This window comes from Phycisphaerae bacterium, assembly GCA_041652575.1.
GTDB lineage: Bacteria > Planctomycetota > Phycisphaerae > Sedimentisphaerales > UBA12454 > UBA12454.
In genome coordinates this window covers 69,653-89,162 of the sequence record JBAZHC010000008.1, presented here as the reverse complement: position 1 = coordinate 89,162, position 19,510 = coordinate 69,653, and the positions used below count along the sequence as shown (strand labels likewise).

The window sequence follows — 19,510 nt, the reverse complement described above, 5'->3', positions numbered from 1 at the left end:
AATTATTTTAAAACGATTATTGTCTTTATTCTTGGAGCAAGTGTAATGGCTGCAGGTTTTGACGGTCTGACGGTGAATCTCGGGAACCTGCCATTAATGTCTGATGCTAAAACGCGTTCTATAAGTCCTGAGAACATTACCGGTGAAAAGGGCAAAGGCGGGGCAACTCCGCAGGAAAAAGGTTCTGCCGCTCACGCATCAAGCGAGCTTGGCACGGGATGGAAAGTCAATCCGTACGTTCATATTGAGCCGAACCAGACATTTGTTATGGCCGATATAAAAGGCCCCGGTGCGATTCAACATATCTGGATGACGCCTACGGGAAACAATCGTCTTAATATTTTGCGTGTTTATTGGGATGGCGAAGAAACGCCTTCCATCGAATGTCCGGTCGGCGATTTCTTTGCCGCCGGTTTGGGACAGTATATGCAGTTTTCATCTCTGCCGGTCTGCGTGAATCCGGGAAGCGGTTTTAATTGTTACTGGACGATGCCATTCCGTAAAAGCGCAAAAATCACTATGACAAATATAGACTCCAGGAAAATGACACTGTATTATCAGATTGATTATGTACTTGCAAAAGTGCCGAAAGACGCAGCATATCTGCACGCTCAGTTTAGGAGTGTAAATCCGCTCCCCCGTAAACAGGTTTATACAATAATTGACGGTATAAAAGGAAAAGGCCAATACGCTGGAACTTATATGTGCTGGGAGACTAAAAGCAACGGCTGGTGGGGCGAGGGTGAAATTAAATTCTACTTTGACGGCGACAAAGCTTACCCGACAATCTGCGGCACAGGCACAGAAGACTATTTTTGCGGCTCATATAATTTCGAAGGACCAAGAGCCGATGCCCCGGATAAAAGAGAATATAAGGTGTTTAATACGCCTTACACCGGTCTTAATCAGGTAATATATCCGAAAGGTAAAAGTCTGACCGATGGTGAAATTGCAGGTGTCAAATTCGGATTATACCGCTGGCATATTACCGATCCAATCAGATTTGAAAAAGAACTGAAAGTTACAATTCAGGCGCTCGGCTGGAAAGAAAACGGGATATATCAGCCTTTGGAGGACAATATTTCATCTGTGGCTTTCTGGTATCAAACAGAACCTCATGCCGTCTTTCCTCAATTGAAGGATTTTGGGCCGCAAAAGTAGTTTAGAGTATTGCGAATGATTCGGTCCGGAAGGGCAAGGATATATGAGTTTTCCGTTGCAGTTTAATTTTGAGCGAACGAAAGTTAACCGACAAAATGCAGAACAATCTTCCTGTAGCAATCTTTCGCTTTTTGCAAATCTTTAATTTTGATATGTTCGTTTGGTTTGTGGCAAAGCGAAGGCTCGCCCGGGCCGAAAATAACTATCGGTGTTTTTAATGTGACCAGATATGGCGCATCTGTTGTAAAAGGCACAGGCTTAGGCTCTGTTTTTAAAAGATGTTTTAATTGCTTTACAAATTCCGTTTTTTCGCTGGTTTGCATTGAACCGGAATCGCGAAGAATATTCAGCTCGGCCCGGAACTGCGGATTCTGTTTCGAGAGCCGGGCAAGTATTTTGTTGAGATCGCCGACAATCTTTTGAATGTTTTGGCCGGGGATTGTTCGAATATCAATCTGGACAGAACATAAATCAGGTACGATATTGGATGCAGTGCCGCCGTTGATTTTGTTTACGCTCAAAGATGCTTTGCCGAGCAGTTTGTTTGTGCCGATAATTTTGAAATCGTCGAGTTTGTCGAGAAACATTCTCATCGAGTCTATCGCGTTTATTCCGAGATATGGCATTGAGCTGTGTGCGGATTTGCCTTTTGTAATAATTTCAAGCCACAGAAGTCCGCGATGAGCTGTAACAAGGTCAAAATCGGTCGGTTCGGGAACGATTATTCCGCAAAGATTTTTATTCTTGAAAGATTTTGTAATTTTTTTTATACCTGCACTGTCTGTTTCCTCGCCGGCCGTTGCGGAAAATATTACATCGCCCTGTAATTTAATCCCGGATTTAAATATTTCGACGATGGCCGATGCTGCAGAGGCGATTCCGCCTTTCATATCGCAGGCGCCTCTGCCGAAGATTTTGCCATTCCGCTCGACAGGCTGAAACAAAGAGTTGGTTTCGGCCGGTACGACATCGAGATGGCTGACAAACAGTAATCCGGGTTTTTTGTCCGCGGATTTAAGTCTGACGGTAACATTTGCGCGGTTTTTGTCCCAGACATTGACTCGCGGCTTTAAACCGGCTGCCTTGAAAAAGTCGGCCAGAACTTTGGCGCATTTGACTTCGCCGGTCTCGGTCGTTGATTTTGCCCGAATAAGTTTTTTCAAAAGTTCTTTCATTCGCAATACATTATAACCTGACGAGCCTGACTGGTAAAGCAAACCTGCAAACAATTTCTTGAAAAAAACGGAGATGATGTTAAAATCTTAACGCAGAATGGCACAGACAAAAGTTTCACTTACTAAATGCAGCGATTATGAGCCTGAAAAGGTACGGGCGGCGTTGCTGAAGCATTTTGAGTTTCACGGGGGCATCGAATCTCTAATAAGCAAAGGCGACAGCGTTCTTATAAAGCCCAATATGATAGCGCCCAGACCTGCGAGTTGTGCCACGCAGACCGACCCTGCCGTAATTATCGAACTTGCGAAAATTCTTCTCGATTATGGCGTCAGGCCGTTTGTTGCCGATTCGCCCGCATGGGCAAATACACAGACCTGCGCAGAAGCAATCGGTATTGTCGAACCTTTAAAAAAACTCGGCGTTCCCATAAGGCAGCTTGACGAACCTGTCAAACGCAGGCTCGAAACCTGTCGAACCCGCGTGGGTATCAGCCGATATGCGCTCGAAGCCGATAAAATTATAAACCTGCCGAAACTGAAAACTCATCAACAGCTTGTCGCGACAATTGCCGTTAAAAATATGTTCGGCTGTGTAAGCGGCAAAGCAAAAGCAGTATGGCATTACAAAAAAGGGGCAAATTTTGACGATTTTTGCACAATGCTTATAGATATTTATAAACTGCTTAATCCTGTTTTGACAATTATTGATGGTATTGCAGCAATGGAAGGTCCCGGGCCGATAAGGGGAAATCCGAAACAGTTCGGCTGGCTGATTGGGTCTGTTGACCCAATGGCCGCAGAGGTTATATGTTGTGATTTAATAGGATTGGCTCCTGAGCAACTGCCTTTAATCAGAACTGCTGAAAAAATAAGTTTTGGCTGTAGGGATAAAAAAAATATTCAAATTGTCGGCGATTCTTTGCCGATAAGGGGGCGTATAGGGCTTGTTCAGGCAGAACTGATACCCCTGAGGTTTACGCCTATTAGAGTCATTAAAAGTATATTGCGGCAGATTTTTATACTTGTAAAAGCGAAACGGCAGCCTTAAAATTAAAGTAAGGAGGTAATCTTATGAAATGGGACGGCATAGATAGAAGAAAAGGTCAGCGGAGAGAGAATCCGCAGGATGTTGAGACTAACAATCGCAAGGCCGATAGAAGACAAACCGACGACAGGCGTCAGTGCCGCAGGATAGCTTATCCGCTGGCGGCGGCTCCGGCGATTGTGGGTATGCGGCTGCAGGTGGTAGGCCTTTCAGCAAAGGCTGTCAGGTTTTTCATTCCGGATATTAACCCGCAGGGGTTGGCATTTAAAGAAGGAGATAAACTTAATATCGCCCTGAAGTTTCATGACGGGCAGGTTATTAACAGAGGCGGCACAATTTCAAGACAGGATAAGTACGAGACAGACAGGGAGTATTTCGTCTGTCTTTTTGACAGGCATTTACCGCAGGAAAGAATGGAGATGGAAAAGGAATATCTTTTGGCGAAGTTTCCCGATTTCTGCAAGGAGATCCTTGGCCTTTAGCCTGTATTTTATTTTCCAGTTAAATTGACATATCCGGTGCAATTCATTATCATTTGGCCAGATGAAATCTGACATTAATATTCTCGGTATAGAAACAAGCTGCGATGAAACTGCCGCGGCGATGGTACGCAATGGGTCAGAAGTACTGTCAAATGTCATTTCTTCGCAAATAGAGCTTCACCAGAAATACGGCGGTGTTGTGCCTGAAATCGCGTCGCGGGCTCATATTGAAAAAATTTATCCGATTGTAGAACAGGCGATTAAACAGTCGGGACTCGATAAGGATTCGATTGATGCGGTAGCTGTCGCCAATCAGCCGGGGCTTGCCGTTGCGCTTATCGTCGGACTGACTGCCGCGAAGACACTTGCGATTGCTTTGGAAAAACCGCTGATTGCGATAAATCACATACACGCTCATCTTCAATCGGCAATGATGGATGAACAGAACTTACAGCTTCCTGCCGTTGCGCTGGTTGTTTCCGGCGGGCATACGAGTTTGTATGAGTGCAAAAATATTCTCGATCTTCATCTGCTCGGCTCGACTATTGACGATGCGGCGGGCGAAGCATTCGACAAAGTCGCGTCGATTTTAAATCTGCCATACCCCGGCGGGCCGAGTATTGAAAAGGCCGCAAAAGACGGCAATCCTGCCGCGATTAAATTCCCCAGAACGATGCTTGCGAAGGATTCGCTCGATTTCTCGTTCAGCGGTTTAAAGACAGCGGTTCTTTATCATTGCTGCGGCAAGGATATGAAGGGGGGAAATCGCATCGAAAAGATGAACCCAAAGGAAATCGCTGATATCGCCGCGTCGTTCCAGGCGGCTGTTATAGATGTTCTCGTTGGGAAAGCTGAAATGGCTGCCGATAGAATCGGAGCGAAAACAATTCTGCTCGGCGGCGGAGTCGCGGCCAATACGCTTTTAAGAAACGAACTTGAAAAAATGACTCAGCAAACCGGCAGAACACTGCTGGTTGCGCCTAAAAAATACTGTACGGATAACGCAGTTATGATAGCTTCGCTCGGCTTTCATAAATACAAAGCAGGCCTTTTCGCCGATATGACAATTGAGGCTAAAGCCGGCTGCGATGATTGAAAGATAGGCACTCAAAACCAAAGACTAATGATTTGTCGGCGGATAGGTGTGCTATTATCCCTTCCTCATATTTTTGGTAAAGATGCTAACGAGGAGCTAAACCAGCCGCGATTTTGCAGCTTGGCTTCAGTGCAATGGTTAAGTTATTTCGTGTTCGTTGTATTCTCATAAGGGTCAGGAAAGGTGGTGGTCCCCCATGCCTTTTGGATTTTCATCCAATTCTCTTCTGTTGTCTTTCGGTATTTTTTTACCCCCCAAACCAACCATAGCACATTAAAGAGAATTCCTATAAGCGGTAGAATAGGGAAAATGATTTGCCAGTTAAATGCTGGTCGCGTAACCAACCAGCTCCCCCAGCTTGCCATCAGCAGAACAAGTAATGCGATAGCAAATTGCGCAGAATCAGAACCCCATCCGTATGTAAATGGAAACCCCACTTTCAACTTGAATTTTGGCAAGTTGCCGTTGATAGCCTGTAAGCAGTCATGGCCTCGACGACTTATTCGAATCCACTTGGCAGAATTCGCATCCTTACCTTCGCTGAAAATCGCTATGTATGTGCCAAGCCGATAAATCATCATGAATTCATTCATAACGAATATGCCGAGGATGAGGATCAAGGATTCGAGCACTATCAAGATGATTATTTTCTCACAATGGAGGGTATCGCTAAAGCCAATCAAGGCTAGGATACTACCAACTCCATACTTCTCCACATCATACAATTTTTCAAAACGATGAAGCATTTCTTCTCGGAGGACTTGATATTCATCTTTCAGTTCTACTAATCCCATGACCCACCTCCATCAGTATTTGCGAAATGTTACTGGCCTAACTTATGTTTATATGATTTCCAGATAAACCCACTTTCGGGTTTTTCTTCCACAACTCCAATTGCATTATTTCCTCAAAAGTTGTCTCTTTAAGAAGTATAAAACTTTCCGTTTACTTGTCAAATCTTTATTAACCAATTTTCAACTTAAAGCTAAAGCCGGCTGCGACGATTAAAACTTCGGTTTCCAGCCGCCCAGTACATAAGCCGGATTACTGTAATTTTTGATTATCTCGGCGTCTTTCTTTTTATCCAATTGTCTGGAAACGCCGCTGCGCCGGCTCACATCAATTGGTTTACCATCGAAATCAGTGCTGTTGCATTCCCAATAATGGACATTCGACGTATCGCCGCCCACAGGGCCCCAGCCGACAGGGCTGATGCCTGAAAGGGCACAGTTTATTAATACCGCTTCGCAGTATGGGTAATTATTGCCTTTATTGGTGGGCGCACGGGCGATTTCAGTTTCGCGTCCATTTAAAGTTTGAAACCTGCAATTCAAAAAGACATTGCCGTGGTTAGCGGCTGTGTTGCGAATCCACATAAAGGTGCCGCCGGTTGAAATGAGTTCGCAGTTATTGAAGAACGCAGGCCCGCGGCCGAGGATTATATCTCCATCGCCTGTAATTTTGCAGTCGGTCAGGTAAACCGAGCCGTTGACCTGCAAGGCGTCACCTGAACCTACAATATTAACATTGCTGACGATATTTTGCTCGCCCATCAAAAGCAGACCTTCGGCCTGACCTCGCGTTAAGTTTTTGATAGTGAAATTTATCAGGTGAATGCCTTTTGAATTATCTCCCATGAACGCAGCACGGCGGGAAGGGAAAGTGCCCGGCCACTCGTTGGTGGCTACATTTGACGGATGCGGGTTGAAGACTTCATTATTGGCATAACATACTATAGTTTTATTCCTATCCTGGCCGAGGAAGGTGATGTTTGTCTTATTGCGAAAATATACTATTTCCTCATACGTGCCGTTTTTGATAAATATTGTTACACGTTTGGGATTTTTATCGGGGAGAAAATCTATCGCTCCCTGCACGGTGCTGAAATCACCTTTGCCCTCGCCGGAGACTACGAGCCGCTGTTTATTTTTTAATGGTGGTGTTTTTTTCGTTGTGAAGGTCCATCCTGTTTTCCCTGTGATTCCGGAGAAAGTGCCATCGCTTAGGGTCAGTACTGCGGGGTCAATCTGTACGTAATATGTTTTATTGTAATCCAGAAGATTATTATGAGGATATATCGTCGCCACGCTACCGTGGATTATCACCGGATAAAAGTGAAACGCGTCGGTGAAGCCTCCGATAATCGTGAGCTGATAGTTGTCGGACGTGGTGAGTGCAGTGCCGGATGGAGTTCCCGGTTTAGTGTTGGCATTGGTTAAGCGGCCGGAGACGTATTTGTAAGGAATTGCGGTATAAGGTACAGAGGTTTTGTCGCTGGTTGTCGGGCCGGCAGGGATGCTCATATCAAGAACGTCAACAAGCCGGTCGTCTGCCGCGTCATAAATGCGAATCTGTCCTGAATCACCTAAGGTTGGCTCACCGGGGAAAGTAAGCATCAGATGCGTGTCCGGATTTACCTGCTTAGCGTTGTCTGCCGGAAAAATAGAAGTGGTTTGTGCAAAAACCAAATTGCATAAAACAAGAACAGTGACGGTTACAAAACTTTGTTTCATGGTCAAGCCTTTCTATCTTAAGAATAGATAAATAAACAATATGTCAACTCATCTATTGATGTCAATTCTTTTATTGACCATACCTTGTGTTATATGTAAAATGTTTCGATAAAGGAGTTTATATGCAGATAATAAAAAATATCCCGAAGATAAAACCAAGAGCGATTGATACTCATAAGGGCGATTTCGGAAAGGTTTGCATAATAGCGGGCAGTGTCGGTTTCAGCGGTGCTGCGGCAATTGCCGGCAAAAGCGCGCTGCGAAGCGGTGCCGGCCTTGTCAGAGTCGCTGTGCCGCAAAGTATATTGCCGATTGTGGCGGCTATCGAACCCTGTTATACGACAATTTCTCTGGCTGAAGATTCGTCTGGCAAAATCGGTGCAAAAGCAATTGATGCGGTTTTGAAAGCTGTCGAGGAAAATGATATCGTTGCATTTGGGCCGGGCGTCGGCGTTGCCAATGGCGTAAAAGCAGTACTCGAAAATCTCCTGCGGCTGGAAGGGTTGAGACTTTTGATTGACGCCGATGGACTGAATAATCTTGCCGCTTTGAAAAACTGGCCTGATATTAATAAAGCAAATCTTATCCTCACACCTCATCCGGGCGAAATGAAAAGACTTTGGGACGGACTTTTGCGAAAACCGGAGCCTGTGGACAGGGGAGCTGTAGCTGCTGAATTTGCTAAAGCGGCCAAGGCTGTTGTTGTGCTGAAAGGACACGAAACGGTAGTTGCCGATGCTGAAAAAATTTATGTTAACACTACAGGCAATCCGGGAATGGCGACGGCGGGGGCCGGCGATGTGCTTACGGGAATAATTGCCGCGATGTGCGGACAGGGATTCGATAATTTTGACGCTTCGGTGTCGGGAGTTTATGTTCACGGTCTTGCCGGCGATTTGGCGGCGGAAGAGAAATGTCAGATAAGTTTAATCGCGACGGATATTATGGATTATCTGCCGCAGGCTTTTAAGGCCGTTATGGGAGACAAAAAATGATAATTGTAATGAAACCAGTCGCAACTGAGCAGGATGTTCGACATGTCGTGGAACTGGTAAATGAATTCGGCTTAAAAGAACATATAATAGTCGGCACAAACAGGACGGTTATAGCCTGTCTTGGCGACAAACGGATGGTTGACAAAGGAGCAATTGAGAATGCTCCGAATGTCGAACGCATTGTGCCGATACTTGCGCCATATAAAATCGCCTCAAGAGAAGTTAAAAGGGAATATTCACAAATAAAAATCGGCGCAAATGCTTTTCCTATGGGAGGTAAAAAAATAGGCGTAATAGCAGGGCCGTGTTCTGTCGAAAATGAAAAACAGCTTATGCAGACTGCTGAAAAAGTCGCTGCTGCCGGCTGTATCGGGCTTCGGGCGGGGGCATTCAAGCCGCGAACGAGTCCTTACAGCTTTCAGGGACTGGGCGTGGAAGGACTTAAAATTCTCGCAAAAGCTAAAAAGCAAACCGGTCTTGCTGTGATTACAGAAGTTGTTGCGGTCGAACATATTGATATTGTCGCTGAATATGTAGATGTTCTGCAAATCGGCGCCAGAAATATGCAGCATTATCCGCTGCTCGAGGCGCTGGGAAAAGTCAAAAAGCCGGTGCTGTTAAAACGCGGGATGAGCGCTCAACTCGATGAATTTTTACTTGCCGCAGAGTATATAATCAACGCGGGGAACTCTCAGGTTATTCTCTGCGAAAGAGGAATAAGAACTTATGAGGAATATGTCCGCAATACTCTTGCGCTGGCGATTGTGCCGGAGCTTAAAGACAAGACGCATCTGCCTGTAGTTGTTGACCCGTCGCACGGAACAGGTCATGCGCATCTTGTGCCGGCGATGTGCAGGGCGGCAGTAGCGGCAGGCGCTGACGGTTTGCTTATCGAGTGTCACCCCGACCCTGAACACGCATTGAGCGACGGGGCGCAATCAATTACTCCCGCAACTCTTTCGGAACTTATGCCACAGCTTAAAGCCATAGCGCAGGCTATCGGCAGGGATGTTTAAAAACAAATCCTGGTTTTAGAATGTTTGTGCGAGAGTTTCAGCCTGGCTGACGGCTTTGGCCTGTGCATCGCTTACAGTTTTTTCGTCAAGAAGCATAGGCTGACAGATTATCGATTTTACGTCTGTAAAACCGATGAAGCCAAAGATGAAATCGAGGTATTTTTTCTGAAAATCCATCGTGGAGTTTTCGTCATAACTGCTTCCGCGAGCGTAAATTGCGCATAATGGTTTTCCGCCGGCAAGGCCTTTATAGCCGGCGTCTGTTACAGTGAATGTATAGCCGGGCTGAATGATAATATCGAGATAATGCTTGAGTTTATAGGGGATTCCGAAGTTCCACATCGGCGTTGATACGAGATATTTGTCAGCGGATTTGAACTGTTCGATTACTTTTTCAACCTGCGACCATTTTTTCAACTGCTCAGCGGTTTTTTCTTTGCCGTGCATAATTGCGTATTTCGATTCTGCCGCGAAATTATCGAATTCCGGCAATGATTCCCTGAACAAATCGATTGTCACGATTTTATCCTGAGGATTTTTTTGCCGATACGCAGACAAAAAAGCCTCGGCCGTTATATGCGAATGGCTTCTTTCGTTTCTTGGGGAGGCTTTTATGTAAAGAAGTGTTTTCATAAAATTCCTTTTTACGAAAAAATATTTTTTATGTCAGTTCGACAGACCAGTATGCGTGGTCGAGGAACTGCTTCCAGCTATGATATCTTTGATGGCTCAGGTGAAGGTGAACAGTCGGGTTGCGTTTGGGTTTTACCGGCAGCCTGACAAGAGTCATTCCCGCCTGCCTGGGCGTTCTGCCTCCTTTTTTGGCATTACAATCGGTACAGGCACAGACAAGATTTTCCCATGTCGCCCCTCCGCCCATACTTCTCGGTATAATATGGTCGAGGGACAATTCGCTTGTCGGGAATTTTTTTCCGCAGTACTGGCATTTGTTGCTGTCGCGGGCAAAAATGTTGCGCCTGTTGAATTTGACATCGTTTCTCGGCAAACGGTCATAGAACAACAGTCTGACGATTCTGGGTACGGCTATGTAAAAATTAACTGTAGTAATCCAGTCATGTTCGTTTGGCTCAAAGGACCTTTTTATCTGGCAAATATCTCTCCAGCTTTCGAAATCGTAGTTGTAATACTGGCCTTGCTCGTAAGATATGACTTCTGCCAGTTCCCTGCACAGCATGCACATCGCTCTTTTGACGTCTATGATGCGCAACGGCATATAATGCTTGTTTAGTACAAGCACGCTGCAATTCAGAGCGGATTGCGATTCAACAAATGCCATTTCCTCCTCGCTCATTTCTTTCAGATGTTAAATATCGGAAATCGAGCTTTTATATAAAACAAAATTTATTCCGTCGGACTTTTCCCAATACCCTTACGGGTACGGGTCAAAACTATCCAATCGTCTGTAACTTATTCCACAAGAGCCACATCTTCGGCTCGCGGCCCTTTTTCACCCTGTGCTATTTCAAAGCTGACTTTATCGCCCTGGTTGAGGATTTTAAGGCCCTTGGTCTTAAAGCCGGTATGATGAACAAATATATCCGGCTGACCGTTGCCGTCTATGAAACCATAACCCTTTTTTGGGTCAAACCATTTGACAACTCCCTCTGCCATAGAAACTCCTTTTTATACTGCCCCCTTCGGTTTCAGGCCGCCAACCAAAGCCGGCCTGATTATATCTTAAACCGTGTAGAAATATATCGGTTATAATTTTTTATTCACCCGGAGATGAAGAAACTTTACCGCCGAGCTTCTCCTTCATCAATCGACCCATTTTGAACTTTACAGTTCGCTTGGAGGGCACTTCCACTCTTTCGAGTGTTTTGGGATTCTGAGCTACCCTCGCTTCGCGGGTACGAACCTCAAAGACACCAAAGTCGCGGAATTCAAGACGGTTGTTCTTGATGAGCTCTGAAATTATCTCATCGAGAAACGACTGAACAACCCGCTTGACCACAACTCTTTTGGCCTGGGTTTGTTCCGCAATACGGTCAATTAATTCTTTCTTCGTTATTGTTGTCATAGTGTACCTCGTATCAACAGACAGGATTAGGAATTGATATTTATTTTTAAGCTCTTAAAGAGTCCTTAATTTAAAACAAGTTTATTTACGAATATTAAGCTGACGATTCATTAGTTTCAAAAACCGCAAACCACTATACAGCAAAGACTTCTAATCGGCAAGCACTTTTTTACAGTATTTTTTAAGTTAAAATATCGAAAAATGGCTCAAAAATAAGGCTTTTTTCTGCAGCAGGTTAGGATGTGAAAAAGGTGGTATAATTGCTTGACCAATTGCCCAAAATCGGCAATAATCCCGCTTCTTAAACTAATTCTGGGCGAAAGGCGGCTAAATTGTCACATAAGCTATTGTCAAAAAAGCAGTTATGTCCTAATGTCTATATGACTGATATCGAGGCTCCATTGGTTGCTGCGGCTGCCAGGCCGGGCCAGTTTGTAATTGTCTGTTTAGCCGGAGGGTACAGCGAAAGAATTCCTCTGACCATAGCCGGGGCAGATGCAAAAAAAGGTACAATCCGTCTTATCTGGCAGGCTGTAGGAAAAAGTACAGTTGAACTTGGCCAGTTAAAGGTCGGCGACAGTGTGGAAAATATACTTGGCCCATTGGGAAAACCTACTCATGTTGAAAAATTCGGAACGGTCGTTTGCATCGGTGGAGGAATCGGAAACGCTCCGCTGCTGCCGATTGCGACCGCGATGAAAAAAGCCGGCAATAAAGTTATCAGCATCCTCGGCGCAAGAACAAGAGAACTTTTAATTCTCGAAGAAGATTTTAAAGCTGTGAGCGATGAAATTATTATCGTTACCGATGACGGCTCTTACGGCAGAAAGGCGCTTGTTACAGGCCCGCTCGATGAAATCTGCCAGGCAGCGCCAAAGCCCGGCCTTGCTGTCGCGATAGGCCCTGCGATAATGATGAAGTTCTGCTGTGCTACTACGAAAAAATACGATGTGCCGACAGTTGTTTCGCTGAATACGATTATGATTGACGGAACGGGAATGTGCGGCGGATGCAGAGTCGAAGTCGGCGGGCAAACAAAATTCGTCTGCGTCGACGGGCCTGAGTTCGACGGACACCTGGTGAATTTCGACCTGATGATGAAACGTATGCAGGCTTATAAAAAACAGGAAGCCCAGGCACTGGAAGAATATAAACATAAATGTAAAATCGGACTGGATAAATGACACGGAATTTCACTGTGATTTCCAGACGCGGATTCCGCAGCGGCGGAACACGGATTTACACTGTATATAAAAGTATTATCTCTGTGGACTCTGTGTTCTCTGTGGCTAAAAATAAATTATTTAACTCTGTGGCGGGATAATAAATTGAACCAGCAGCAATTACTCGATGAGCTTTTGAAAAAACATAAAGACGGCACATTAAAACCATCCGACAGGTTCAATATCCCGCCCCAGCCGATGCCGCAGCAGGATTCAGTAGAACGGCGAAAGAACGTCAACGAGGTTGCGCTTGGATATACAGAAACCCAGGCTCGTCTCGAAGCCCTGCGGTGCCTGCAATGCAAAAACGCTCCCTGCGTCGAAGGCTGCCCGGTAAGAATAAAGATAAAAGAGTTCATCACTGAAATAGTCGAAGGCAATTTCCAAAAAGCTCTCGATATAATCAGGGAAAATTCTCTTCTTCCGGCCGTTTGCGGAAGAGTATGCCCGCAGGAAGTTCAGTGCCAGCTTCCGTGCACCGTCGGCAAAAAATTCAAGGATGTCGAAAAATCAGTTTCTATCGGCAGGCTCGAAAGATTTGTTTCAGACTGGGGCAGAAAACAGCACGACCAGTCAAGCCCGGCAGTTGCCGCGGCGACAGGCAAAAAAGTTGCCGTCATCGGTTCAGGCCCCGGCGGAATCGTTGTCGCTACAGATGTTCGCAGAGCAGGCCACGATGTAACAGTATTCGAGGCGTTTCACAAGACCGGCGGCGTGATGGTTTACGGCATTCCGGAATTTCGTCTGCCAAAGGCGATTGTGCAGGAAGAAATAGATACGCTTGAAAAAATGGGCGTTAAAATAGTTCGCAATTTTGTCGTCGGCAGAACAAAAACCATAAAACAGCTTATTGAAGAAGATGGTTTCGATGCCGTTTATGTCGGCGTCGGAGCGGGACTGCCGATGTTTATGGGCATTGAAGGCGAGCACCTTGTCGGCGTTTACAGCGCCAATGAATATCTGACAAGAGCGAATCTTATGCGTGCTTATGATTTCGGCAAAGGAGCCGATACGCCAATCGCAATGTCGAAACGCGTCGCGGTCGTCGGCGGCGGGAACGTCGCGATGGATTCGGCCAGAACGGCTGTAAGGCTCGGCGCTGAAAAGGTCTATCTTGTTTACCGCAGAAGCGAAAAAGAAATGCCTGCAAGAGTCGAGGAAGTACACCACGCAAAAGAAGAGGGAATTGAATTCCATCTTTTACGCAATCCGAAAAAAATTATCGGCAACGCAGAGGGCGTAGTAACGGCAATAGAATGTTTGAAATTCGAGCTTGGCGAACCCGATGCATCAGGCAGACGCAGACCTGTTCCGATTGAAGGTTCTGAATTTATAATTGATGTAGATACCGTGGTTGTCGCTATCGGCAACGGTGCAAATCCGTTAATCGGCCAGACAACAGACGGACTGACGCTGAACAAGTGGGGTAATATAATAGTTGATGAAAACTGCAAAACTTCGCTTGAGGGCGTTTACGCCGGCGGAGATATTGTTTTAGGCGCCGCAACAGTAATTTTAGCTATGGGCCAGGGTCGAACCGCCGCCGCCGCGATTAACGAGTATTTGAAGTCGAAGTAGTTATTGACTCAAAGAACCAAATATTCGTCAGACAGAAAAGTCTAAATTTATTTTTCAGCTTTTTACCGTCAAAATTTATATTCATTTCATTTTCACTTGTAGATTCGATTATGCAAAATCCTTCATCGACTATTTCAACGGTTCCTGTGCCATTGTTGACAGGGCCCTGATAGGTGAGGAATTTTTTGTCGTGGTCGTCAATTGGGGTTGCTTTGGTTTTTTCTGTTGATAATTTTTCAGGCGGGTTTTCCAACCGCCAGGTTTTGAGTTTATCGCCATCCTCAATCATCAAATCCCAATGTATATCGCTACCTTTGGTATGCTTTTGAACAACAAATCTTTTTTGTTGAGTCATATTTTAATCACAGATTACGCTGATTCCATTGATTAAAATGAAGTAAGGAAGTAAAGAGGTATAGAAGTAAGGAAAACGGTCGAAACTGGTCCTTGCATCCTTGTTTCCTCATTTCTTTGCTTCCTATTTTGGCATAATCCGTGTAATCAGCGATTTATAAAAAGACTATCCTAAGGTTTGGATGGCCGTTATCGCTGCCGCTGCGACGATATCATCGCTGTTGCAGCCGCGGGATAAATCGTTAACCGGCTTTGCGATTCCCTGCAAAATTGGGCCGTAAGCGTTCAGGCCGGCAAGTCTTTCCGTCATTTTGTAACAGATATTGCCTGCTCCCAAATCCGGGAATATAAACACATTGGCCTGGCCTTTAATGGGACTGTCCGGGCATTTTTTCGCTGCGACTTTCGGCACAAAGGCTGAATCGAATTGCAGTTCGCCGTCGATTTGATATTCGCCGTCAAACCCACTGGCAAGTTTGGCTTTAGCAAGTTCAGTTGCCTTTATCATTTTGTCCGGGCCTGTGCCTTTTGCGGAGCCTTTTGTAGAATATGAGAGCATCGCGATTCTCGGAACGATTCCGAACTGTTTCGCGGTCCTTGCCGTTGTAATGGCGATATCTGCCAACTGTTCGGCGTCAGGGTCCTGATTCAGGCCGGAGTCTGCAAATAGAATTGTCATTTTGCTGTTTGTCATAAAGAACATACTCGAAACCGTCGCGATACCTTTGGCAGCTTTAATGATTTGCAGAGCGGGGCGGACGGTATCAGGTGTCGAATGTACCGCACCGGATACGAGGCCGTCAACTTCATCGGTTTTGACCATCATTGTCCCGAAATAGACTTCGTCTTTTACTGTTTCGAGGGCTGCTTCCGGCGTAACGCCTTTATTTTTGCGAAGCTGATAAAATTGTTCAGCGTAGTCTTTTAATTTGCTGCTGGTTTTTGGATTGATGATTGTGATGTCGTTTGTTTTTGCCCCCATACTTTTAAGCACATCGCCGATTTGTTTTTCATCGCCGAGAATGGTAATTTTCGCCATTTTCCTGTCGGCGATTTTTTTTGCTGCTTCTATTGTTCTTGTGTCTCCGCCTTCCGGCAGAACGATGTGCTTGAAAAGGGATGTCGCTTTTTCAAGTATCTGTTCTGAGAAATCTTTTTTCGTTTCCATGGTTTTTCCTTAAAAACTTAGCCACTAAGACACAAAGGCACAAAGTAAAAAAAATATAAATAAAAATTTAGTGTCTTAGTGCCTTTGTGGCTAAGAACAATGCGTCCGACAGGAGTCGAACCTGTAACCTTCGGCTTCGTAGGCCGGCACTCTATCCAATTGAGCTACGGACGCAACTCTATTTCTGGTATTATGTTACGAAAACAGTCTAATCTGAAACCCTGTTTCAAAGCTTACTTTACAGCCCAAAGGCCTGTTTTGCAAGAAGATTAGATGCGATGCATCATTTTGAAGATTTTTTCATCCTGAAAGGTGATTTTAAGCTTCATTTCCTCGCCGATTTTGTCCAGTTTCCTGTGAATTTGCGGAATAGTTATTGCCGCCTTTGCGATATCGACGGCCATGGTCATAACGAAGTAATTTTCCATAATTTTCTGATTTACATCGACGATATTGATATTCGCGTTTGCCATAGCGTTGGCGAGTTTGGCGATGATACCGACTCTGTCTTTGCCGGTAACGGTTATTATACAAATCTGGGATTGTTTTTTTGCAGCCATTATTTTTTCCTTAAATCACTTCAGGTTTTTCTCGTTAAGTTTTTTCATGCCATCATAATCTGTCATATCAAAGCCCAGAGCCGTAACGGTTATGAAGCCATCATCCAATGCGAGGGTATCGCTGGGCAGGTCCTTATCGCGATGAGTCCCGCCGGCAAGCTGATATAGTGTTTGCCCCGTATCGTTTTTTTGTTTTACAAAGTGTTCGTCAAAACCCATCGTTGACTGCGGCACGATTTTTATGCCTTTCGGCTTGCCCTGTGAAAGACGTGGAATATTAATATTTATCACGCCGGGATAACTGACCGGCAGCAGTTTATTCATTACCGTGACGCAATATTTAGCGGCATTTTTGAAATCTATAGGCTCTTCATGAGCTGCGCTTAACGCGATAGCCGGTATTCTGTAAAACGCCGCTTCCATCGCGGCGGCAACCGTGCCGGAATAATAGACATTAATGCCGACGTTTGCGCCGTGATTTATTCCGCTGACGACAAGGTCAGGTTTTTTCGGGCATAGTTCCATAATAGCGAGCTTGACGCAATCTGCCGGCGAGCCGCTTACGCTGTATCCGCTGAATTTGTCTTCGATGTTTATTTTTTCGCAGGCCAGCGGCTCAAATACCGTAATGCTGTGCCCTGCGCCGCTCATCCTGTCGGACGGGGCTACAACGGTTACATCGCCGAGTTTGATAAGCTCTTTATAGGCCGCCGCTATTCCCGGAGCCAGGATTCCATCGTCATTTGTCAACAGGATATTCATAGCTGTAATGGTAACGCCAAACTTCAAATATTCAACAATAAATCAATTTATTGACGCTCCGTACAGCAGGGGTATAATCGATAATATGATAAGGAAATTTGACAAACAGAATGATTTGGTTTTGACCCGGCAGCAGGTTCGCGATTTTGATGCCTGGGCGATAAACACCGCCGGTGTGCCCGGTGTTGTGCTTATGGAGAATGCCGGCAGAGGCTGCAGCGGAATTGTTATCGCGGAGCTGGAAAAACGAAAAAGCTCGAAAGTCTGCGTTTTTTGCGGTACAGGCAACAATGGCGGAGACGGCTTTGTAATCGCCCGGCATTTGAAAAATGCTGGTTTCAATGTGGTTATTGGTCTTTGCGGGCCGGCGTCGAAAATAAAAGGCGATGCCGAGATAAATTATAAAATTGTCTGCAATATGGGAATTACGGTTAAAAGCCTTGAGGCTGCCTCAGCGAATATTAAAAAGGATATTGAAACTACCGCTTGTGATTGCGATTTGATTATAGACGCTATTTTCGGAACAGGTTTGACAGGCGAACTTGCCGGCGGATTCGCCGAACTTATCGATTCGATAAATTCACTTAATAAACCGGTTATAGCGGTTGATATTCCTTCGGGTCTTGACTGTGATACGGGAGAGGCTTTAAGCACTGCGATAAAGGCAATCGCGACGGTTACATTTGCGGCAGCGAAAAAAGGTCTCAAGAACCTGCTCTCGGCTGGATATACAGGCGAAGTTTACGTTGCCTCAATCGGCATTGAGCCGCAGGAGCAAATCACTTGATAGTTCTTTTGCCCTTTTACTTTTTGCCTGTGGCCAGAGATTCGTATCCGATAAAGTTCAGGAATCTTTTCAGGTTGAAAATAGGAATAAACAGGTCTTTTGCCTGAGTTTTAACTTCCTGATACTTTTCCGATGCTTTCAGTGACGCTTCATATTTTTCAGTAGCCAGCGGGTCGAGTTCTATTTCGTCGAGGGTGGGTTTTTTCTTCACTTGCGGCTGGTTGCCGAGTATGACGAAGTCTGTATCGATAGTTACGGTGTCTTCGACTTTTCCGCCCCAGTTTTCGATAAGCTGTTTGACTTTTGTTGCGCCGTCAGAGTCGATTTCACTGTTGCCGTCAAAATCGAAATCTCCCGCGACGACAAAACTGTTAACAGCAGTGCTGTCCCAGATTAGATTGATAATTATATCGCCTTCGGAGATAGGATTTTTTTTGCTCGACCTGTTTATCCTTGCCATCGCGGTATTTTTGTCCACGTTGAATACTTCTATTTCAGCTTTGCTTGTGCCGTCTGTCGGGATTGGTGCGTTTCTGTCATATACGGAGAAAGTCAGTCCGGGATAAATCCTCGCGTTGCTGCCGATGTCTATAAAGACAATATTTGAAGCTATATCGATTGAGATAATATGTCCGTCCGGCTTGTAAGCGGCAATATCTTCCTTGGGCCGGGGTTTTAATACATCCAGTTTTTCAAGAGAATCCTGCAGCCTGTTTTGCGTAATGCTCAGCTTGCTCATTGTTTCGAGCAGTTCCTGTCTGGTTTTGTTCTTTTCCGTTATCGCCTCGTCCCGCTGCTGCATAAGCGCCTGTACCTGTTCGGTGGCTTTCTTGTCCATAAGGTCACGAAGCTGATTATAGCTCTGCTGAACGCTGTTGGCGTCCTGGCGTATGGTACGGAGCTGCACAAGCAGTTGGGCTTCTCTTTCCGCTGCGCCATTTTTGGCCGTATCAAATTCACTGCCGAGATCATTGAGCTGGGTATGTAACTGACTGATAAGCTCATCTTTCTGGTTGAGTTTATTATTATACATTTCGACTATTCTGAAGATGCCCGGCCCGTTGGTGTCATTAGCTTCTGCGATAATAACAAAGTCTTTTGGAAGGGCCGCGACGATATCCTTGTATTTTGTTTCAAGCTCGCCGAACTTTACTTCTGCGCTTGTCTCCTGCGGTTCACTGCCGGTAGATATTTTATACAATGTGTCGAGATAGCCAATCAGTTGTTTAACCCGGCTGGTCTGACGGTCTTTCTGGCCGATGATGGTACCTTGATTTTGAACCTCCGGTGTTGTGGCAAACTCTTCCATCTGCTGCTGGCTTGTGACAAATTGGTTCCGCCAGTCTTCGGATTTGATATAGAAAATAACCGCTAAAATCGCGGAAATAACGAATAATCCGACAAAGGTAATAGCTGTATAAAGCATTACATTACCCTGTTCCTGACGAGCAGCTGCCATTTAATATCTCCTGAAATGGATATTAGTTCAGTTAAATTCGGTACTTATACACAAAAACTGTATAGTAATTATCGGCAAAAATCCTTGTTTAGTCA

Annotated in this window: 21 protein-coding genes and 1 tRNA gene; 9 read left to right on the top strand and 13 right to left on the bottom strand. The window is 45.2% G+C overall.

Annotation, left to right across the window (positions count from 1 at the left end; translation table 11 throughout):
- Positions 1-45: 45 nt before the first annotated feature.
- The gene (locus WC496_07615; GenBank protein MFA5292883.1) at positions 46-1,161 is read left to right on the top strand and encodes a glycoside hydrolase family 172 protein; all 1,116 of its coding nucleotides are present in this window, start codon (positions 46-48) and stop codon (positions 1,159-1,161) included.
- 83 nt (positions 1,162-1,244) lie between these two features.
- Here the strand turns inward: WC496_07615 and WC496_07610 are convergent, their stop codons facing one another.
- On the bottom strand, positions 1,245-2,336 hold the full coding sequence (locus WC496_07610) for a M20 family metallopeptidase (GenBank protein ID MFA5292882.1): 1,092 nt from the start codon (positions 2,334-2,336) through the stop codon (positions 1,245-1,247).
- A gap of 97 nt (positions 2,337-2,433) precedes the next feature.
- On the opposite strand from WC496_07610, the gene WC496_07605 reads away from it, so the two are divergent.
- From WC496_07605 to tsaD, 3 genes are all read left to right on the top strand, one after another.
- Complete coding sequence (locus WC496_07605; protein ID MFA5292881.1) at positions 2,434-3,384, top strand: DUF362 domain-containing protein; 951 nt, start codon at positions 2,434-2,436, stop codon at positions 3,382-3,384.
- Between the two features lie 23 nt (positions 3,385-3,407).
- On the top strand, positions 3,408-3,863 hold the full coding sequence (locus WC496_07600) for a hypothetical protein (GenBank protein MFA5292880.1): 456 nt from the start codon (positions 3,408-3,410) through the stop codon (positions 3,861-3,863).
- Between the two features lie 61 nt (positions 3,864-3,924).
- Positions 3,925-4,959, top strand: a complete 1,035-nt coding sequence (tsaD, locus tag WC496_07595; protein ID MFA5292879.1) for a tRNA (adenosine(37)-N6)-threonylcarbamoyltransferase complex transferase subunit TsaD — start codon at positions 3,925-3,927, stop codon at positions 4,957-4,959.
- Between the two features lie 143 nt (positions 4,960-5,102).
- On the opposite strand, the gene WC496_07590 is transcribed toward tsaD, so the two are convergent.
- Positions 5,103-5,753: a hypothetical protein gene (locus tag WC496_07590; protein MFA5292878.1), complete on the bottom strand. Its 651-nt coding sequence runs from the start codon at positions 5,751-5,753 to the stop codon at positions 5,103-5,105.
- Between the two features lie 210 nt (positions 5,754-5,963).
- Entirely contained in the window at positions 5,964-7,472 is a 1,509-nt protein-coding gene (locus WC496_07585) for a pectinesterase family protein (GenBank protein MFA5292877.1), read from the bottom strand.
- A gap of 122 nt (positions 7,473-7,594) precedes the next feature.
- Here WC496_07585 and WC496_07580 point away from each other — a divergent pair, with 122 nt between their 5' ends.
- Positions 7,595-8,467 (top strand): NAD(P)H-hydrate dehydratase, encoded by an 873-nt coding sequence (locus WC496_07580; protein ID MFA5292876.1) that lies wholly within the window; start codon positions 7,595-7,597, stop codon positions 8,465-8,467.
- On the top strand, positions 8,464-9,483 hold the full coding sequence (aroF, locus tag WC496_07575; protein MFA5292875.1) for a 3-deoxy-7-phosphoheptulonate synthase: 1,020 nt from the start codon (positions 8,464-8,466) through the stop codon (positions 9,481-9,483). The genes WC496_07580 and aroF overlap by 4 nt, the downstream gene beginning before the upstream one ends.
- 15 nt (positions 9,484-9,498) lie before the next feature.
- On the opposite strand, the gene WC496_07570 is transcribed toward aroF, so the two are convergent.
- The 4 genes from WC496_07570 to WC496_07555 all read right to left on the bottom strand — a co-directional run bounded on the left by WC496_07570 (position 9,499) and on the right by WC496_07555 (position 11,524).
- Positions 9,499-10,116, bottom strand: a complete 618-nt coding sequence (locus WC496_07570) for an NAD(P)H-dependent oxidoreductase (protein ID MFA5292874.1) — start codon at positions 10,114-10,116, stop codon at positions 9,499-9,501.
- Between the two features lie 28 nt (positions 10,117-10,144).
- Positions 10,145-10,780, bottom strand: a complete 636-nt coding sequence (locus tag WC496_07565) for an HNH endonuclease (GenBank protein ID MFA5292873.1) — start codon at positions 10,778-10,780, stop codon at positions 10,145-10,147.
- Between the two features lie 131 nt (positions 10,781-10,911).
- Positions 10,912-11,115 carry a cold shock domain-containing protein gene (locus WC496_07560; GenBank protein MFA5292872.1) on the bottom strand — a complete coding sequence of 68 codons (204 nt, stop codon included), beginning with the start codon at positions 11,113-11,115 and terminating at the stop codon, positions 10,912-10,914.
- A gap of 100 nt (positions 11,116-11,215) precedes the next feature.
- Positions 11,216-11,524 (bottom strand): HU family DNA-binding protein, encoded by a 309-nt coding sequence (locus tag WC496_07555; protein ID MFA5292871.1) that lies wholly within the window; start codon positions 11,522-11,524, stop codon positions 11,216-11,218.
- A 332-nt stretch (positions 11,525-11,856) separates the two neighbouring features.
- On the opposite strand from WC496_07555, the gene WC496_07550 reads away from it, so the two are divergent.
- Both WC496_07550 and gltA read left to right on the top strand, forming a co-directional pair.
- Complete coding sequence (locus WC496_07550) at positions 11,857-12,708, top strand: sulfide/dihydroorotate dehydrogenase-like FAD/NAD-binding protein (GenBank protein ID MFA5292870.1); 852 nt, start codon at positions 11,857-11,859, stop codon at positions 12,706-12,708.
- A 144-nt stretch (positions 12,709-12,852) separates the two neighbouring features.
- Positions 12,853-14,325 carry an NADPH-dependent glutamate synthase gene (gene gltA, locus WC496_07545; GenBank protein MFA5292869.1) on the top strand — a complete coding sequence of 491 codons (1,473 nt, stop codon included), beginning with the start codon at positions 12,853-12,855 and terminating at the stop codon, positions 14,323-14,325.
- Here the strand turns inward: gltA and WC496_07540 are convergent.
- The 5 genes from WC496_07540 to surE form a co-directional block, all read right to left on the bottom strand.
- Positions 14,300-14,680 (bottom strand): DNA polymerase ligase N-terminal domain-containing protein, encoded by a 381-nt coding sequence (locus tag WC496_07540; protein MFA5292868.1) that lies wholly within the window; start codon positions 14,678-14,680, stop codon positions 14,300-14,302. The two genes, gltA and WC496_07540, sit on opposite strands and share 26 nt — an antisense overlap.
- Positions 14,681-14,845: 165 nt before the next feature.
- Positions 14,846-15,847: a phosphate acetyltransferase gene (gene pta / locus WC496_07535; protein ID MFA5292867.1), complete on the bottom strand. Its 1,002-nt coding sequence runs from the start codon at positions 15,845-15,847 to the stop codon at positions 14,846-14,848.
- A gap of 100 nt (positions 15,848-15,947) precedes the next feature.
- Positions 15,948-16,021: transfer RNA gene (locus WC496_07530), tRNA-Arg, on the bottom strand.
- A 95-nt stretch (positions 16,022-16,116) separates the two neighbouring features.
- Positions 16,117-16,407 carry an ACT domain-containing protein gene (locus WC496_07525; protein MFA5292866.1) on the bottom strand — a complete coding sequence of 97 codons (291 nt, stop codon included), beginning with the start codon at positions 16,405-16,407 and terminating at the stop codon, positions 16,117-16,119.
- Positions 16,408-16,422: 15 nt separating this feature from the next.
- On the bottom strand, positions 16,423-17,169 hold the full coding sequence (surE, locus tag WC496_07520; GenBank protein MFA5292865.1) for a 5'/3'-nucleotidase SurE: 747 nt from the start codon (positions 17,167-17,169) through the stop codon (positions 16,423-16,425).
- 7 nt (positions 17,170-17,176) lie between these two features.
- On the opposite strand from surE, the gene WC496_07515 reads away from it, so the two are divergent.
- A complete protein-coding gene (locus WC496_07515) occupies positions 17,177-17,956 on the top strand; it encodes an NAD(P)H-hydrate epimerase (GenBank protein ID MFA5292864.1) in 780 nt (259 codons plus the stop codon).
- 16 nt (positions 17,957-17,972) lie between these two features.
- On the opposite strand, the gene WC496_07510 is transcribed toward WC496_07515, so the two are convergent.
- Entirely contained in the window at positions 17,973-19,415 is a 1,443-nt protein-coding gene (locus WC496_07510) for a hypothetical protein (GenBank protein MFA5292863.1), read from the bottom strand.
- Positions 19,416-19,510: the final 95 nt, after the last annotated feature.

Coding starts and splice junctions, on each gene's coding strand:
- WC496_07615 (MFA5292883.1), top strand. CDS start 46: ATGGCTGCAGGTTTTGACGGTCTGACGGTGAATCTCGGGAACCTGCCA.
- WC496_07610 (MFA5292882.1), bottom strand. CDS start 2,336: ATGAAAGAACTTTTGAAAAAACTTATTCGGGCAAAATCAACGACCGAG.
- WC496_07605 (MFA5292881.1), top strand. CDS start 2,434: ATGGCACAGACAAAAGTTTCACTTACTAAATGCAGCGATTATGAGCCT.
- WC496_07600 (MFA5292880.1), top strand. CDS start 3,408: ATGAAATGGGACGGCATAGATAGAAGAAAAGGTCAGCGGAGAGAGAAT.
- tsaD (MFA5292879.1), top strand. CDS start 3,925: ATGAAATCTGACATTAATATTCTCGGTATAGAAACAAGCTGCGATGAA.
- WC496_07590 (MFA5292878.1), bottom strand. CDS start 5,753: ATGGGATTAGTAGAACTGAAAGATGAATATCAAGTCCTCCGAGAAGAA.
- WC496_07585 (MFA5292877.1), bottom strand. CDS start 7,472: ATGAAACAAAGTTTTGTAACCGTCACTGTTCTTGTTTTATGCAATTTG.
- WC496_07580 (MFA5292876.1), top strand. CDS start 7,595: ATGCAGATAATAAAAAATATCCCGAAGATAAAACCAAGAGCGATTGAT.
- aroF (MFA5292875.1), top strand. CDS start 8,464: ATGATAATTGTAATGAAACCAGTCGCAACTGAGCAGGATGTTCGACAT.
- WC496_07570 (MFA5292874.1), bottom strand. CDS start 10,116: ATGAAAACACTTCTTTACATAAAAGCCTCCCCAAGAAACGAAAGAAGC.
- WC496_07565 (MFA5292873.1), bottom strand. CDS start 10,780: ATGGCATTTGTTGAATCGCAATCCGCTCTGAATTGCAGCGTGCTTGTA.
- WC496_07560 (MFA5292872.1), bottom strand. CDS start 11,115: ATGGCAGAGGGAGTTGTCAAATGGTTTGACCCAAAAAAGGGTTATGGT.
- WC496_07555 (MFA5292871.1), bottom strand. CDS start 11,524: ATGACAACAATAACGAAGAAAGAATTAATTGACCGTATTGCGGAACAA.
- WC496_07540 (MFA5292868.1), bottom strand. CDS start 14,680: ATGACTCAACAAAAAAGATTTGTTGTTCAAAAGCATACCAAAGGTAGC.
- pta (MFA5292867.1), bottom strand. CDS start 15,847: ATGGAAACGAAAAAAGATTTCTCAGAACAGATACTTGAAAAAGCGACA.
- WC496_07525 (MFA5292866.1), bottom strand. CDS start 16,407: ATGGCTGCAAAAAAACAATCCCAGATTTGTATAATAACCGTTACCGGC.
- surE (MFA5292865.1), bottom strand. CDS start 17,169: ATGAATATCCTGTTGACAAATGACGATGGAATCCTGGCTCCGGGAATA.
- WC496_07515 (MFA5292864.1), top strand. CDS start 17,177: ATGGTAACGCCAAACTTCAAATATTCAACAATAAATCAATTTATTGAC.
- WC496_07510 (MFA5292863.1), bottom strand. CDS start 19,415: ATGGCAGCTGCTCGTCAGGAACAGGGTAATGTAATGCTTTATACAGCT.